Genomic DNA, 15,301 nt, shown 5'->3' with positions numbered 1-15,301 from the left:
GAGGAACGAATTTCGGCCTGCGTATCTCTTTTAACTGTATCCGAAGAATATTATCACTTGAAATGAGAATGATAATCGTTTACATTATACATGGGACGTTTTACCAGTTATGTAAGTCGCAATGCTTGAATAAAAAATTGGATCAAGCAAGAGGAGAGGTAACATGTTCGTAGTCAAGCATATCGCAGAGCATGCAACGATGCAGAGCTTTCTCAATTGTTATCTCCGAGAAACAGGTAGGGGCGAGTGGATCAATCGAAAAGACGAGATTACGAAGCAGCTAACGAAAATCATACAGCCGAGTTCAACAGGTATGTACCTTCATTGTGAACTCCCGTATCAGGGGATTTCCCTCTATGTCAGTGTCAAATATCATTCCGTGACAGGCAGGCATTTGTTTCATTACCCAGCTTGCTACCGAAGTGGTGACTGCACTCGTTTCGTTCAGGCGGACTATTTGACATTAGCGGTGCTTTTGATTAAAGAACTAACGCTTCAGCATGGGGAAAATGCAGTTCCGGATGAATTAGTCTTGCGGATGATTCAAAGCTGCCAAAGCATTGAGAAATTTGTTCGGACGCGCCAAAGTAATGCGGAGATGTTATATGGCGTGGAACAAAGCTTCATCGAAGCAGAGCAGGCGCTTTTGTTCGGTCACTTGTTCCATCCAACGCCGAAGAGTCAGCAAGGAATTCCTGAGGCCAAGCAAGCGCTGTATGCACCGGAGTGTTGCGGGAAGTTTCAACTCCACTTGTTTGCAGCCCATCCGTCGATTGTTCACGAAAAATCTGGGCAAAAAGAGTCCGCTACGCAATTACTGAAGGATGAGTTTCCTTCGATAGCTGATGTCGATTCATCATTTTCAATCGTCCCGATTCATCCGCTTCAAGCAGAATGGTTGCTCGAAAAGGCACCTGTACAATCCTTGATCCGGAAAGGGTTGCTTCTATACCTAGGGCCAGCGGGTGAGGAGTATATGGCGACATCTTCTCTTCGAACGGTTTATCATCCTGAGAAGAAATACATGCTCAAGCTGTCCGTCCCAATCAAAGTTACGAATTCATTACGGATCAACAAGTTAAGTGAAATGGAGATCGGTTTAGAGGCGAAGAAACTTTTTGAAACAGGGATCGGTGAAGTGAGTCGCAAGTATCCGGGCTTTGGCTTTATCTCTGATCCAGCTTACATCACGATCATGTTGGAGCATGAGGGAGAAACGGGATTTGAAGTAATCCTGCGTGATAATCCCTTTATGGGGAAGAATGCAGAACAAGTCACGCAAATCGCGGCACTCGTGCAAGATCCACTTCCTGGCTACAAGAGTCGGTTGGCAACGATCATCCACCATCTGGCACAAAAGGAAGGGAAGGCACCGGATGTAGTTAGTCTGGAATGGTTTAAGCGGTATGTAGACATTTCATTGAAACCAATGGTATGGCTCTATCTAAAATACGGAATCGGCTTGGAAGCTCATCAACAGAATAGTGTTGTCACGCTCAAAGATGGATACCCGGATCAGTTCTTTTATCGTGATAATCAAGGCTATTATTTCTCAGAATCGATGCAAGAGGTACTAGAGGTAGAATTGCCTGGGGTTGGCAAGGCGAGTAGGAACATTTACAAAGACCATCTTGTCGATGAGCGAATCACCTATTATATGATTTTTAACCATATGTTTGGACTCATTAATGGATTTGGAACGGAAGGTTTAATTGACGAACAAATCTTATTGGCAGAGATGCATGAGGTTTTGACGGAGTTTTTACCTATGAATCGAGAGGCGTCGAAGTTTCTAGAGAATCTACTTACGCGTGAACAGCTTCCGTGTAAGGCTAATTTGCTCACGCGCTTCTATGATTTGGATGAATTAACCCAACCGGAAGAGAGATCATCTGTTTTTGTTTACATAGATAATCCTTTAGCAAAAGTAAAGCAGACCGAAAAAGCAGGGCTGCATGCTTTTGGATAGCTTGAAGAGACTTGGAGGATAAGGTATGGAGTTAACAATACAAGATTTCTCGATTGAAGAGGCACTTCACTCGACACAGTACGTGCAGGTGAGAAGAAGGGTGTTTCGACAATGCATCGAGTCTTTGTTCTATGAGGGAATTGTGATTCCTGAGACCATCCAAGAAGATGACGAGACGATTTATATCCTACATGGGCTTGATGAGGGAGATCTGCCTGTTCGCTATCGTTGCCGGGGGCGGAAGAGTGCTAGTTTTGGGCTGGTACGTTTAGGGAAGGACCCGGTTACTCGTGTTGCTTTCGATCAAAGCGGAGCTGCGCAAGAAGAATCAGAAGCGATATCCCTCACTCGTTTTTTAGTGGAAGTCTTCCGAATGAATACGGTAGATGATCAAAGACTGAAGCTATTTGCGAATGATCTGGAGCAAACGTTGTTAAAGGATACATTGGCTCAATACTATCGGGTGCAAAATGATATTCGGATGCAGGGCAAATCATACGATGAGCTGGAAGGGGATTTGATGGACGGTCACCCTTACCACCCTAGCTATAAATCACGTGTTGGATTTACCTACGTCGATCATTTTGCCTATGGTCCTGAATTTAAGCAGGAAGTTCATTTTCTATGGCTAGCGATACATAAGAAATATTCTCAAGTGTCCATTGATCAAGGGAAAGATTTCGATGACCTTCTTTTGGATGAATTAGGTCGAGACCAAAAAGAAGCCTTTCAACAAATCATCGTCAATCATGGATGTGATCCGGATCAGTATGCCTTCGTGCCTGTCCATCCTTGGCAGTGGCGTAATCATATCGTGCCTGGATTCCTGAACGATATCCACCGCAAAGAGATCATTGTGCTAGGAGTAGGCTCTGATGGTCATCGTCCACAACAATCTATTCGCACCTTTGCTAACAAAAGTAATCCGCATAAACCGTATCTGAAACTCTCGATCAACGTGGTGAATACCTCAGCGGCACGTCATCTCACCTCGCACTCACTGGCAAGTGCACCCATTGTTTCGAGGTGGCTCAAGGAGATTGCGGACGCAGATGCGTATTTACGAGACGTGCAAAAGGTGATCATGCTTCAGGAGTTTGCGGCAGTGGCATACGATCCTCCTCCTGCTTCTGAACTGGTGGAAATGGTTACATTCGGAGTAATTGGGTGCATGTGGAGAGAAAGTCTCATCCCTCATCTCGAAGCGGGAGAAGATGCGGTTCCTTATAACGCATTAGCGGCAGTAGAGGTGGATGAGGTGCCGTTCATTGATCGCTGGATTCGTGAGCAAGGGCTAGAGAATTGGCTTGTGCGATTAATGGAAAGCAGTGTATTGCCAGTCGTTCATATTCTGGTGAAACACGGAATTGCCATGGAAACCCACGCACAGAATATGATCCTGGTGCATCGGGATGGTGTTCCTACTCGGGTAGCATTGAAGGATTTTCACGAAGATTTGATTTTTTGCCAACCGTTCTTGAGTGAGCCGGACAAATGCCCGAACTTCGCGGAAGTGCATGAATATTACGCAACGAAGCCCGACGATGTGATGTTTCACATGAATGAAACTTCAACAGTCAGAGATTTGACGTTAGAGACCTTGTTTCTGATCAATCTGGGGCAACTCGCACGGCTATTGGAAGAACATTACGGATATGCCGAAGAGCGCTTCTGGGAGATGGTCGTTCAGGTATTGGAGGGGCACCAACAACGATTCCCGGAATTGGCGGAGCGATTTACGCGATTTGATCTGTTTGTTCCTAGGGTGCAAGTAGAGAAATTGACCAAGAAAAAGCTATATACAACGACCGAGAACTATCATTTACATGAAGTTCCCAATCCTTTGTTCGAGGCAAGGAAAAGGCTTCATTCCATGGCTGTGGGAGGTTACTAGCATGTTCATTGTAAATCAAAACGAGATTTCTGTGCATGAAATGGAGAGACATAAGCAAGGATTCGAAAGCATGGATCATTTTCGACAGCCAGAAGGAAAGAGGTACGCTGTCTGCATAGCTGACCCACTTGACGTGATTAGTCTTGTTCAATATTTACGTGAGCATGATGCCTCCGTGTTGTTGATTCATGGGGAAACCCCAATGGAAACAGCCTATCAGATGGCAGTGAAGGCAAGATGTTATGGGCTTGTTTATCAGGAGACGAAGCACTTCTTGTCCATCACGGATAAACAACAGAGCGAAAAACCATCGCTTTATCAATATAGCTCAGGTACGACGGGGGACGCGAAGCTAATCGGAAGAAGCTGGGAGGATATCCAAACAGAAATTCATGCCTACAACCAGTTGTTTCAGGGAGAGGAAGCGTTAACCCCGATCGTGCTGGCATCTGTGACACATTCGTATGGATTGATATGTGGAATTTTGGCAGCTTTGGAGCGGGGGAGTAAGCCTTCGATTGTGACGCACAAAAATCCGAAGTTTGCTTTGCAGGTGATTCAAGATACTCCCCAGCATATTGTGTATGGTCTGCCAGTCTTTTATCACATCTTATCTAGCTTTACGCGAGAGCAGGTACGCTTCCACCGGTTAATGACATCAGGAGCCCCCATGCCAGAAGGCTTGTTTCTCAAGCTGCAAGGCATGAGCGACATCTTGATGCAACAATATGGTTGCTCTGAGGCGGGGTGCGTCAGTATGAGTAAACAGATGCGGACGCATACCGATCTGGGAGTTCCTCTTTCCCATGTAACGATGACAGCAGGCGAAAATGAAGAACACCCCGGTGAAATTAAGATTTGGAATGGACAGAACGAAATAGCGACGCAGGATTTAGGTTTCTGGACAGGAGAAGGACATATTCAATTTGTATCAAGGATGGATGATGTGATCAACGTCTCTGGCTTAAAGGTATTTCCATTAGAGGTCGAGGACGTCATTTTGAAAATGAGTGGGATAAAAGAAGTAGTCGTGTATCGTGGACATCATCCGGTCATGGGAGAGATTGTGAAGGCGCAGGTTATTGCAGAGGGAGGAACTACGCCTGAACAAATCAGGAAATGGTGCCAAGATCGTTTGCCAGGCTATAAAGTCCCATTCGAAATCCAATGCGTGGCAAGCATTCCTAAAACAGCCACAGGAAAAATCAGCCGTCGATTAGTAGAAACGGAGACGATCAGCAAATGACACGATCAGAAAGAATCGAGCAAATCCATACGATCATGACCGAAAAATTAAAATTATCGCATATTCACACGCTAGAAGAGTCCATGCGATTGAATGAGGATCTTCATATAGATTCGATTATGCTATTGCAATTGATTGTGTATGTCGAAGAAGATTTGCGCTTGGTAGTTCCTGCTCATGAGTTAGATCCACGAATCTTCCAAACGGTTGGATCGCTCCTTACTTTTGTTGAACAGCTAGAACCGCAGCATGTATCGAATTAGCGTCTATACAAACAGCGAGTGGGGGATACAGAATGGTTAAGGTTCATTGCATCATTTCTTGCCTATGCGAAGTGATTAAGCGCCGCACAAAGATCGATTATCGTCCCTATTATTTTGGCATATGGGATGCCGAGTACTCCATTACAGATCAAGGTGTGGTCACCTATTACATTGATAACCATGAGGAGATTATCAAGGGATATGAGCGACTTTTCCGAGCGAAAGTAACAGAATGGTATGATCATTCCCAAGATAAAGCCTCCAATCTGGACATGTTCTTAGAGCTAATCGATAAGCGTACCGAGGATCAGTTTGTCCTTGTTCAGATAGACATGTCGCTGGTTCCAGAACGAGATAATAAATTTGCGTTGAAGCCATTCCCGCATTTTTTGATGATTTCAAAGACGGAGAATGAGGATGAGTGGTTTATGTTTGACCCGGATTTTCGTTGGGAGGGCAATGTGAAGAAGGAGACGGTGATCAAAGCCTTCTTGGAAAATCCGTTTGGTGGCGGCTTTATGGTGGATGCGAGTGAAATTAAGGAACCAACCTATGAAATGATCCACGACTATTTCTACGACGCACTCAAGCGTGATCATAACCCGTTTACCCTTGAGCTAAAGCAATTGATTACAGACATGGCAGAAGGACGCAATGGATACAACTTGAATATGTTGCTTGCGGCAGTGACTCAGGTGAAAGTGATTGCGATCCGCAAATATAGCTACGAGTATGCATTTCTCTATCTGCAAGATTACCTGCAATACCATCGTGATGAGTTTTTGCGCATTGCCTATAAAGTGGAGGACATCTACCAAGGGTTTACGACAGCTCAGTACTTATCTGTCAAAATGGCGATGACCAAGAATATGGCGTTGTTGCCTCCGATTATCGAGGCACTTGAAGAGATTGATCTGATCGAGCTGGAAGTGAAAAAAGAGTTGGAACGTCAGTTTGTTCTGTGGACCCAAATGGATAAAAGTCTCGTCACTGTCGACGAACAAGGGTGGAGGTAAAGACCATATGAAACTCTCATTGTGCACAATTACTTTTCGCCACCAGTTGATTTCGTTTGCACAGCTTGTTCAGTTTGCTCATCGTCATCATTTTGATGGAATCGAGTTATGGGGAACTCACGCCCAGCATCTGTACGATCATGATCGAGTAGAGATGGAGGAACAGGTAAGGCTGGTCAGGGATCAAGGCATGAGTATCTCCATGCTTAGCGATTATCTGGATATTGCTACTACATCAGGATTTCCGCGTACATTGGAAAAAGCAAAAAGACTCCTTTCACTGGCGAATCTGTTGCATGTGAAGCAAATCAGGACGTTTGCTGGACAGAAGGCAAGTCAAGAAGTAGGACCAGAAGAGCGTGCACGCTATGTGCATCATCTACAAATTTTATGTAAGATGTGTCAAGAGCACGGGATTCAGCTTTTGGTCGAAACACATCCGAACACGCTTACAGATTCGCTGAGTTCTACACTTGCTTTGTTGCAGGAAGTCAATCATCCCGCACTAAAAGTGAATCTTGATTTTCTTCATGTCTGGGAATCCGGTGCTGATCCGATCGATGCGTACGAGCAATTGAGACCGTGGGTAGCTCATTATCATTTGAAAAATATTTCTTCATCGAATCATTTACCAGTATTCGCTCCGCATAATGTATATGCCCCTAACGGCGATCGCGAGGGAATGGTACTGCTCGGTGAAGGTGTTGTAGATTATGGGCCTATTTTAGAAAAGATTGCGGATACGGATTATTTTGCATCGATTGAATGGTTTGGTCAGAGTCCGCAGCGTGTATTAGCGGAAGAGGTAGAGTGGTTGCGGAAGGCAATGATGGTTCGTGCGTAAGTGAAAAAAGGTCGGGGGCGCAGGGGTGCTTCCGATCTTTTTTCGTGTAAAAGGAAACCAAGTGCTTCCAGTGAGCGTCTACGTATTGATTACTTATTCGGGAGGACCCTTGATGAAAAAACACCTATTGCTCTCATGCTTGCTGATTTCCTTGCTGGGCATCCTTGTTCCTGGACAAATCAATGCTTCTGCTCCTGCGAAGGCAGACCCTCGCAAGCCAGAGCCAGTCGTCATCTATCAAGTACCAGTAGATGGAAAAGTGACAAAAACCGTGACGAACATGACCTTGATTCACCGGGCGAGCATGTCGCCATCGGGCAGGTTTGTATACGGGGAGCGAATCGGATACGGGAAGACAGACCGAACCATACCGTACCTGTACGATATGCAAACAAAAAAGATGACGCAGCTATCCGGCTATGGCAAATGGTCGCCGAAGCAAGACGCACTCTACGTTCGTGAAAACGGCGGTATCGTAAGGTTGAGTCTTCCAGATGGCAAAAAAACGGTACTCGTCCCGGCAGCAGCTCAGTATCCCGTCCTTGATTTTTCTATTTCACCGGATGAACAGTACATGGCGTTCACCCGGATGGACATGCTCTCTTCCAATTCCAAAGTAAGCGGTCACCTGATCTTGCAGCACCTGCCTACACTCAAAATGAAAAAGAATGACCAGTATGAATGGCCGAGTGGAACAGAAGAAGAAAGGTATTACTGGGTGCCGAATTCGAAAAAGCTGTTTTACAAAACGCAAACCGCATACAAGGAATTAGACTTACCGACTGGCCTGAAATACGATCATAACATGACGACATTCCCTTCTTACTCCAACGATATGAAGTACCGGTATATGCGAACCAATACAGAGGAATATATGCTGGATTTGCAGGCAGGGAAAAAGGTCAATTTGAAGGATTCCGTGTTCACTGAGAGCTACTTGGCCAAGATTGTTTGGTCGCCAGCAGGGCATCTGATGGCAGTAGAACAGCACGCTCGTACTTCCAATTCTCAAGACTCGTATATGTACATGCAATCATGCAAAGAAGTCACGAAATGCAGCTATCCATTCGGTTCTCCTGACAAGGGAATGCCTGGCTATTACGAGTTAAGTGACAATCAGCGCATCATCGGCTGGGCAAAGGACGGCAAGTCGTATTATGTAGCTGATCTCGCATCGATCCACTATAGCGATTTTTCGCCTGAAAAGTTGGGTCCTGCCAACAATGTCATTGAACTGCGATGATTGCTCAATCGAAATCACCAAAACGGAAGAGGTGCAAGGATGCTCACACAAGTGTATATGGTCCGCCACGCAGAATCTCCGTACATTCAGGATCAGGAGAAAATACGCGGATTGTCTGAAAAGGGCTGGCAAGATGCGCAATGTGTAGCAGAAATCTTGCAAGCGGAACAAATTGACGTGTTCGTCTCCAGCCCATATTCAAGAGCCATTCAGACAATTGAAACTGCGGCGAAGCAAGCGAATCGGGAAATCAAGCTGGAACCGGATTTTCGCGAGCGCGAATTAGGTGCTTGGGTAGAGTGCTTTGAGCATTTTGTACAGGCTGTCGAGCATGTATTTGCAAACCGTGAGTTCGCTTTCGCAGGGGGAGAATCGAATGCGGTAGCGGGGGAAAGGGGACTCGCTGCCTTACAGGAAGTTTTGGATCACCATCGAGGCAAAAAAGTCGCGATTGGCATCCATGGAAACATCATGACGATCATCATGAATCACTACGATCCATCGTACGAATTCTCCTTTTGGAAAAAGACCTCGATGCCCGATATTTATAAACTAAGCTTTGAGGAAGATCAATTGATTCAGGTAGAACGTCTGTGGAATGACAAGGACAAGCACTAAAAAAGAAGCCGTCTCCCGTATGATACGAGAGGCGGTTTTCCCTTTCTATTATTCGTGACCTTCCAGATCAGTGATAAGCGTCCATAAGGACATGCCTTTGGAAGCTTTGAACAAAAAGGCATGCTTCTCATCCCGTAGCGGCAGTAGAGCAGCCAGTGCCTCTGCTTTGGTAGCAAAATGCAGCTTGTTCCCCGCATAAGCATCATGGAGATGGCGTGAATCCTCACCGATTGTCACGAGCAGCTCGAAGCGCTCAGCAATGTCTTGAATCGAGGCTCCGACGCCCGCGTGCATAGCCCTGCTATCTGGTCCCAGCTCGTACATGTCACCTAACACGACGACTCTTGCGCGCTCAGGGTACAGCTCAGCAAATGTCCGTACGGCAGCCTCCATGGAGACGGGGCTGGCATTGTATGCATCACTGATATACACAGTACCGTGCTTCCCGTTAATTTGCTCAAACCGCATGGCGGAGAGCTGAACGGTGGACAAGGCGTAAGCGATTTGCTCTGTATCCATTCCGAGCCTCTTGGCAATCGCGACAGCAGGCAGTGCATTCAGGACACTGTGGCGACCGTGGAGCGGAAGGAATGCCTCGAAATGCTCTCCGGAGGCAAAGCACACTTTGAAGCGGGTCCCACCTTCAACCGTTTCGATTTGCTCTGCCCAAATATCCGCCTTCTCATTAACAGAGTAATACATGATTTCACCCGGATACAGGTGGGCTATCGATCGCAGATATTCGGAATCTTTGTTGAGCAGCACAAGCCCGTCAAGAGCGGTATGAGGAAGCAGCTCCGCCTTTGCGAGAGCGATTTTTTCACGCGTGCCAAAATACTCAATATGGGACTCTCCGATAAATGTAATCACACTAATATCTGGCTGGACTAGCGAAGCGAGCAGATCAATTTCCCCGGCGTGGTTCATCCCGAGCTCCAGTACAGCAGCTTGATGTTTTTCTTCCATCTGTAATAACGACAAAGGTACACCGATATGGTTGTTGAAGTTTTTATATGTCTTGTATACAGGCGAACGGCTCGCAAGTACGTGTGCCACGATGTCTTTCACGGTTGTTTTCCCGATACTTCCGGTAATGGCGATGCGAGGGAACGAAAAGCTTTTCCGATAAGCGGCAGCCAGCTTTTGAAAGCCACGCAGTGTATCATTGACGAGAATTAACCCAAAATCGCTTGGCAAGTCCGCAGGAATCTTCTCCTGATTCGAAACGAGAGCAGCTACGGCTCCTTGCTCAGCTGCTTGTAACAAAAAATCATGTCCATCCCGTGCGCCGCCTGTCAGCGCTACAAACAAAGATCCCGCAGTCAGCTCGCGGGTATCAAAGTGAACGGATGACAAGGCAAGCCCTGGGGAACCAGCGATCAAAATCCCTTCTGCGTTGATTGCTGCCTGATCCAGTGCAATTGGTTTCATCTGCACGAACTCCTTTTTCTTGTTATCCTGTTTCAACCTCGAAGTCATGCTACCATGCGTTAAGTAGCGCCGCAAGACAAAAGTGAGGGAATATGATACGATCAATCCTTACATACATAACTATCCACATACATGAGGAAGAAAGGAGTCTCCCATGGAAAAAAGTATTTTTACCAAAATCATGGACGGTGAAATTCCTGCTCGTATCGAGTATGAGGACGAGCACGTCATTGTCATCCACGATATTGCACCAAAAGCACGCGTTCACATGTTGATCATCCCGCGTAAGCCAATTCCGACGCTAATGGATGTAAGCGCCGAGGACCTGCCGCTGATCGGACATATCCACCATGTAGCACAACTTCTGGCGAAAAAGCTGGAGCTGCCAGGATTTCGCTTGATTAACAACTGCGGCAAAGAGGGTGGGCAAGAGGTTTTCCACATCCATTATCACCTGTTGTCCGGTTTTTACGAATAAAATTGAACTAAAGGTTGACCTTCTTTAGTCAATTATCCTATAATGAAGTGTGACAGTCTGTTCGTACGTTCGACTCAGGCGTCCCACGGTTTTAGCGGAGGGAGGGAAGACAAATGGCAGAAATTCGAGTCAAGAAAAACGAGTCTTTGGATAGCGCACTTCGCCGCTTCAAGCGTGAAAGCGCAAAATCCGGGGTGATGGCGGAACTGCGTAAACGTCGCCACTTTGAGAAGCCTAGCATTAAGCGCAAGAAGAAATCCGAAGCAGCTCGCAAACGCAAGTTTTAATTGACGGAGGGCTCATCATGAGTGTAATGGAGCGACTCGATCAAGATATGAAGCAGGCAATGAAGGACAGAGCTGCTCTAAAACTCTCTGTTATTCGCATGGTGAAAGCCGCATTAAAGAACGAAGAGATTAACAAGGGCAGACTTTTGTCTGAAGACGAAGTGCTGACCATCTTGACTCGTGAGTTAAAACAACGCCGTGAATCCCTCCACGAATTTGAGAAGGCAGGCCGCGTGGAACTTGCCTCGAAAACGCGCGAAGAGATCGACGTGCTCTCCGCTTACTTACCCGCTCAGCTTAGCGAAGACGAAATTCGTGATATCGTTCGGGAAGGTATCGCAGCTACCAATGCCTCCTCCAAAAAGGAGATGGGCAAAGTGATGGGTGCGATCATGCCGAAAGTGAAAGGCAGAGCAGACGGAAACCTCGTGCAAAAGATTGTATCTGAGGAACTACCATCGTAGACGCGAGTAACACCTCATATAGATACGAACAGAAAAACTCAACCTGTAAAGGTTGGGTTTTTCTTTTTTCCAAATGTGAAAGAAATATGAAACGATTGCCAACCTCTTTCGTATACCTTATTGCACACAAGTTGAAGCTGATAGAAGGAAAGGAGGTACATGCAATGAGTGCAACAAGGCTAGTAAAAAGCCGCGTGCGATTGCTTTTTTCACTTCTTTGCCTGATTATGGGTATGACGATGCTTTTTGCTCCCGCGTCCACAACAGCCAAGACCTATCAAAAAGCTGTCTGGATTCCAGTAGATAGCACGATCGAGCGAGGGTTGGAGAGCTTTTTACACAGAGCATTTGCTGACGCACAGCAGCAACAGGCAGATCTTGTTATCTTGCATATCAATACGCCAGGTGGAGAAGTGAACGCTGCCGACCAGATTGGGCAGTTGATCCGTCAGGCTCCCATGCATGTGATAGCCTACATTGATAATCAGGCTTTTTCAGCGGGAACTTACATCGCCCTGAATGCAAATGAAATTATTATGACTCCGGGTAGTAGCATGGGGGCAGCAACACCGATTGACTTGGCAGGGAATGCAGCAGATATCAAGTTCATTTCCGGTTGGAGTAATAAAATGAAGGCGGCAGCTGAGCTGAATAATCGCAATCCTGACGTTGCTCGCGCGATGGTGGAAATCGATACAGAATTCCCGGGATTAAAGCCAAAAGGCACGGTGCTTTCTCTCGATGCCCAACAAGCGAAGCGGTTGGGTTATGCGGATGATGTGGTGTCCAATAAGGAAGAACTGCTCAAAAAGCTTGGCATTCAGCCAGATTCCCTTCAGGCGATTGAGCCAACCGGTGGCGAGCTGGTAGCTAGATGGGTAACGAGTCCCATTGTGATGAGTCTTTTGCTCATCATTGGATTGGGAGGAATTGTAGTCGAACTGTTTGCTCCTGGCTTTGGGGTTGCGGGGACGATTTCGCTCTTTGCCTTTAGTCTGTATTTCTTCGGTCATTATGTAGCGGGATTTGCCAACTGGTTGCACATCGGACTGTTTGTCGTCGGAATCTTACTGATGCTTCTGGAAATTTTTCTTCCGGGCGGCATTGTCGGTGCGATTGGCTTCCTGAGCATTGTGACAGGTCTCGTAATGGCAGCCTACGACACGAAGCAAGGGCTCGCATCCCTGGGTGTAGCCGCTTTGGTCACGGTAATTGTAGCATTCATGTTAGTGAAGAAATACGGGGTCAAAGGTCTATTCAACAAGTTTGTCTTGGGTGAGACGCAAAGCAGTGAAGAAGGTTACGTAGCTCCGCGCGATCAGCGTGAGCTGGAAGGAAAATCAGGCATCGCGCTAACGCCATTGCGCCCGGCAGGGGTCGTCAAGGTGGAAGGAAAACGTGTGGATGCCGTATCGGTTGGTGGGTTCATTGAAGCAGGTACCGCCATCACCGTTGTGCAAGTAGAAGGCACGCGTATCGTCGTTGCCGAACTAGAACAAAAGGAGTGAGCTCTTCATGTTTGAAGGCGGTTTGATTCCCCTTATTTTTATGGTGGCAGTAGCCATTGTTGTACTCTCAGTTTTCTTCTCGTTCGTACCAGTCATGCTCTGGATTTCTGCACTGGCTTCCGGTGTGAATATCGGGATTATTACCCTCGTCGCTATGCGCTTGCGTCGCGTCGTACCATCTCGTATCGTGAATCCGTTGATTAAAGCGCGTAAAGCGGGCTTGCAGCTGGATACAAACCAATTGGAGAGTCATTATCTCGCTGGCGGTAACGTAGACCGTGTAGTAGATGCCCTCGTAGCAGCACAACGCGCGGATATTCCACTTGGCTTCGAACGAGCTGCAGCCATTGATCTGGCTGGTCGTGATGTATTGGAAGCAGTACAAATGAGCGTTAACCCGAAAGTGATTGAAACACCTGTGGTTGCAGCTATGGCAAAAGACGGTATCGAGCTGCGCACTCGTGCAAAAGTAACAGTTCGTGCCAACATTGATCGATTGGTCGGTGGTGCTGGTGAAGAAACCATCATCGCCCGTGTTGGTGAGGGGATCGTATCGACAATTGGTTCGTCAAAAGGACATAAGGACGTATTGGAAAATCCGGATCTGATCTCCAAAACGGTATTGAACAAAGGTCTGGATGCCGGAACTGCTTTTGAAATTCTCTCGATTGATATTGCGGACGTGGATGTAGGGAAGAACATCGGGGCACAATTGCAAACCGACCAAGCAGAAGCAGATAAACGTATTGCCCAAGCGAAAGCGGAAGAGCGTCGTGCCATGGCGGTAGCCCAAGAGCAAGAAATGATCGCGCGCGTACAAGAAATGAAGGCAAAAGTAGTAGAAGCAGAAGCACAAGTACCACTCGCTTTGTCCGAAGCATTGAAAAGCGGCAAAATGGGCGTAATGGATTATTACAACATGCAAAACATTGCTGCTGATACACAAATGCGTCAATCTTTTGGGCATGCAGGTGACAAACAAGAACCTGCTTTGCCAGACGAGAAAGAATAAGGGCGATTGCCATGGAAGATCTCATGGATCTCGTCGTAGATTTACTGGATTTAGTCGAGTGGATCATCCCGCTCATTGGCAAGTTCTGGTTTGTCATCCTTGGTTATTTAGGATATAAAGCCCTTGGCAAAACCGGAAAGAAGAAGATGTCTCAAGGCAAGAAAATGCCTCCGCTTACCCCGGTAAGCACGTCGGAAATCCCGATGGAAACGGAAGAGTACGGCAGAGAGACGGTGCGAGCATCCTCTAAATATGAGCCACTTCAGCAAGAATCGCTGGAAGGGGTTGGAGTTGAGCAGGAATGGGCATTTTCCAGTCCAGCTCGTGCTTCGACGGGTCCGACCATTACAGTGAAGGAATCGGAAACGAAGAAGGTTGCTGTTTCGGAACGAGCGAGTACCCTCACAGCGAAACAAGGCAATCCGCGTGATGGGATGAAATGGGCGCTCATTTTTGGAGAGCCGCGCTCTAAAGCTCCGTACGCCCAGCAGGTTCGGCAAAGAAAGATTTGATAATAGCAGCAAGTCAAAACAGGTGAACCTCGGTTCGCCTGTTTTTCTTGATACGCAATGTTTTCATGTCGAAATATCTCGAACAACTTGTCTTGTTTCTCGTATCCCGGTTGACTATCCTGAATGTAAAGAAAATTCTTCCGAATAGAAGAAGGAGTAGAGGTCAAGCGATGAATCAACAAATTTTCGAACAAATGGGGCGGTTTCGCCAAAAAGTGATTCGGCTTGCCATCTTCGAAAAGAAATCAGTGTATGAAACAGCGATCGCGTGCGGTTGTTCCGCTGAGAAAGTAAAACGAGTCATGAAAAAATGGAAGGCGCTTACAAAAGAAAGCAAATAATCAATGGATTTTGTTACATGTATTTCAAAAAGGGAGTTCTCACCTGCTTGCCAAATTGCGAGCGATGAGGGCTCTTTTTTTGTGCCCGTTTTTGATGAATGCCACTTTATACTCGCGCATACGCATAGATAAGAATGGTTTTGCACCTGCAAACAGTTGAGGTCGTCATATTCGC

Annotated in this window: 16 protein-coding genes; 15 read left to right on the top strand and 1 reads right to left on the bottom strand. The window is 46.6% G+C overall.

What is annotated here, in order from left to right:
• The first annotated feature begins 163 nt into the window (after nt 1-163).
• From HP401_RS07490 to HP401_RS07455, 8 genes are all read left to right on the top strand, one after another.
• On the top strand, nt 164-1,969 hold the full coding sequence (locus tag HP401_RS07490) for an IucA/IucC family protein (protein WP_173604607.1): 1,806 nt from the start codon (nt 164-166) through the stop codon (nt 1,967-1,969).
• 25 nt (nt 1,970-1,994) lie between these two features.
• Nucleotides 1,995-3,863 (top strand): IucA/IucC family protein, encoded by a 1,869-nt coding sequence (locus HP401_RS07485; protein ID WP_173604606.1) that lies wholly within the window; start codon nt 1,995-1,997, stop codon nt 3,861-3,863.
• A 1-nt stretch (nt 3,864) separates the two neighbouring features.
• The gene (locus HP401_RS07480) at nt 3,865-5,109 is read left to right on the top strand and encodes an AMP-binding protein (RefSeq protein WP_173604605.1); all 1,245 of its coding nucleotides are present in this window, start codon (nt 3,865-3,867) and stop codon (nt 5,107-5,109) included.
• Nucleotides 5,106-5,372 (top strand): petrobactin biosynthesis protein AsbD, encoded by a 267-nt coding sequence (gene asbD / locus HP401_RS07475; protein ID WP_173604604.1) that lies wholly within the window; start codon nt 5,106-5,108, stop codon nt 5,370-5,372. The genes HP401_RS07480 and asbD overlap by 4 nt, the downstream gene beginning before the upstream one ends.
• Before the next feature lie 32 nt (nt 5,373-5,404).
• Entirely contained in the window at nt 5,405-6,388 is a 984-nt protein-coding gene (locus HP401_RS07470; RefSeq protein WP_173604603.1) for a DUF6005 family protein, read from the top strand.
• 7 nt (nt 6,389-6,395) lie between these two features.
• Nucleotides 6,396-7,232: a sugar phosphate isomerase/epimerase family protein gene (locus HP401_RS07465; RefSeq protein ID WP_173604602.1), complete on the top strand. Its 837-nt coding sequence runs from the start codon at nt 6,396-6,398 to the stop codon at nt 7,230-7,232.
• A gap of 112 nt (nt 7,233-7,344) precedes the next feature.
• A complete protein-coding gene (locus HP401_RS07460) occupies nt 7,345-8,475 on the top strand; it encodes a TolB family protein (RefSeq protein ID WP_173604601.1) in 1,131 nt (376 codons plus the stop codon).
• A 39-nt stretch (nt 8,476-8,514) separates the two neighbouring features.
• Entirely contained in the window at nt 8,515-9,093 is a 579-nt protein-coding gene (locus HP401_RS07455; protein ID WP_173604600.1) for a histidine phosphatase family protein, read from the top strand.
• Between the two features lie 48 nt (nt 9,094-9,141).
• Here the strand turns inward: HP401_RS07455 and HP401_RS07450 are convergent, their stop codons facing one another.
• Nucleotides 9,142-10,524: a UDP-N-acetylmuramoyl-tripeptide--D-alanyl-D-alanine ligase gene (locus HP401_RS07450; protein WP_173604599.1), complete on the bottom strand. Its 1,383-nt coding sequence runs from the start codon at nt 10,522-10,524 to the stop codon at nt 9,142-9,144.
• A 154-nt stretch (nt 10,525-10,678) separates the two neighbouring features.
• On the opposite strand from HP401_RS07450, the gene HP401_RS07445 reads away from it, so the two are divergent.
• The 7 genes from HP401_RS07445 (at nt 10,679) to HP401_RS07415 (ending at nt 15,126) form a co-directional block, all read left to right on the top strand.
• Complete coding sequence (locus HP401_RS07445; protein ID WP_173604598.1) at nt 10,679-11,002, top strand: histidine triad nucleotide-binding protein; 324 nt, start codon at nt 10,679-10,681, stop codon at nt 11,000-11,002.
• A 113-nt stretch (nt 11,003-11,115) separates the two neighbouring features.
• Entirely contained in the window at nt 11,116-11,289 is a 174-nt protein-coding gene (rpsU, locus tag HP401_RS07440) for a 30S ribosomal protein S21 (protein ID WP_007727630.1), read from the top strand.
• Nucleotides 11,290-11,306: 17 nt separating this feature from the next.
• Nucleotides 11,307-11,753 (top strand): GatB/YqeY domain-containing protein, encoded by a 447-nt coding sequence (locus HP401_RS07435; RefSeq protein ID WP_007727628.1) that lies wholly within the window; start codon nt 11,307-11,309, stop codon nt 11,751-11,753.
• Nucleotides 11,754-11,917: 164 nt separating this feature from the next.
• Nucleotides 11,918-13,261: an NfeD family protein gene (locus HP401_RS07430; protein WP_012685764.1), complete on the top strand. Its 1,344-nt coding sequence runs from the start codon at nt 11,918-11,920 to the stop codon at nt 13,259-13,261.
• A 7-nt stretch (nt 13,262-13,268) separates the two neighbouring features.
• The gene (floA, locus tag HP401_RS07425; protein WP_048032288.1) at nt 13,269-14,273 is read left to right on the top strand and encodes a flotillin-like protein FloA; all 1,005 of its coding nucleotides are present in this window, start codon (nt 13,269-13,271) and stop codon (nt 14,271-14,273) included.
• An 11-nt stretch (nt 14,274-14,284) separates the two neighbouring features.
• Nucleotides 14,285-14,785 carry a hypothetical protein gene (locus HP401_RS07420; RefSeq protein WP_173604597.1) on the top strand — a complete coding sequence of 167 codons (501 nt, stop codon included), beginning with the start codon at nt 14,285-14,287 and terminating at the stop codon, nt 14,783-14,785.
• A 170-nt stretch (nt 14,786-14,955) separates the two neighbouring features.
• A complete protein-coding gene (locus tag HP401_RS07415; protein ID WP_016742631.1) occupies nt 14,956-15,126 on the top strand; it encodes a hypothetical protein in 171 nt (56 codons plus the stop codon).
• Nucleotides 15,127-15,301 lie beyond the last annotated feature (175 nt).

Source organism: Brevibacillus sp. HB2.2, from assembly GCF_013284275.1.
Taxonomy (GTDB): Bacteria; Bacillota; Bacilli; order Brevibacillales; family Brevibacillaceae; genus Brevibacillus; species Brevibacillus brevis_D.
The sequence above is the reverse complement of the archived record's forward strand: the minus strand, read 5'-3'. Positions and strand labels throughout refer to the sequence as shown.

Excerpts from the sequence above, each read along its gene's own strand:
- HP401_RS07490 (WP_173604607.1), top strand. The coding sequence starts at position 164 with ATGTTCGTAGTCAAGCATATCGCAGAGCATGCAACGATGCAGAGCTTT.
- HP401_RS07485 (WP_173604606.1), top strand. The coding sequence starts at position 1,995 with ATGGAGTTAACAATACAAGATTTCTCGATTGAAGAGGCACTTCACTCG.
- HP401_RS07480 (WP_173604605.1), top strand. The coding sequence starts at position 3,865 with ATGTTCATTGTAAATCAAAACGAGATTTCTGTGCATGAAATGGAGAGA.
- asbD (WP_173604604.1), top strand. The coding sequence starts at position 5,106 with ATGACACGATCAGAAAGAATCGAGCAAATCCATACGATCATGACCGAA.
- HP401_RS07470 (WP_173604603.1), top strand. The coding sequence starts at position 5,405 with ATGGTTAAGGTTCATTGCATCATTTCTTGCCTATGCGAAGTGATTAAG.
- HP401_RS07465 (WP_173604602.1), top strand. The coding sequence starts at position 6,396 with ATGAAACTCTCATTGTGCACAATTACTTTTCGCCACCAGTTGATTTCG.
- HP401_RS07460 (WP_173604601.1), top strand. The coding sequence starts at position 7,345 with ATGAAAAAACACCTATTGCTCTCATGCTTGCTGATTTCCTTGCTGGGC.
- HP401_RS07455 (WP_173604600.1), top strand. The coding sequence starts at position 8,515 with ATGCTCACACAAGTGTATATGGTCCGCCACGCAGAATCTCCGTACATT.
- HP401_RS07450 (WP_173604599.1), bottom strand. The coding sequence starts at position 10,524 with ATGAAACCAATTGCACTGGATCAGGCAGCAATCAACGCAGAAGGGATT.
- HP401_RS07445 (WP_173604598.1), top strand. The coding sequence starts at position 10,679 with ATGGAAAAAAGTATTTTTACCAAAATCATGGACGGTGAAATTCCTGCT.
- rpsU (WP_007727630.1), top strand. The coding sequence starts at position 11,116 with ATGGCAGAAATTCGAGTCAAGAAAAACGAGTCTTTGGATAGCGCACTT.
- HP401_RS07435 (WP_007727628.1), top strand. The coding sequence starts at position 11,307 with ATGAGTGTAATGGAGCGACTCGATCAAGATATGAAGCAGGCAATGAAG.
- HP401_RS07430 (WP_012685764.1), top strand. The coding sequence starts at position 11,918 with ATGAGTGCAACAAGGCTAGTAAAAAGCCGCGTGCGATTGCTTTTTTCA.
- floA (WP_048032288.1), top strand. The coding sequence starts at position 13,269 with ATGTTTGAAGGCGGTTTGATTCCCCTTATTTTTATGGTGGCAGTAGCC.
- HP401_RS07420 (WP_173604597.1), top strand. The coding sequence starts at position 14,285 with ATGGAAGATCTCATGGATCTCGTCGTAGATTTACTGGATTTAGTCGAG.
- HP401_RS07415 (WP_016742631.1), top strand. The coding sequence starts at position 14,956 with ATGAATCAACAAATTTTCGAACAAATGGGGCGGTTTCGCCAAAAAGTG.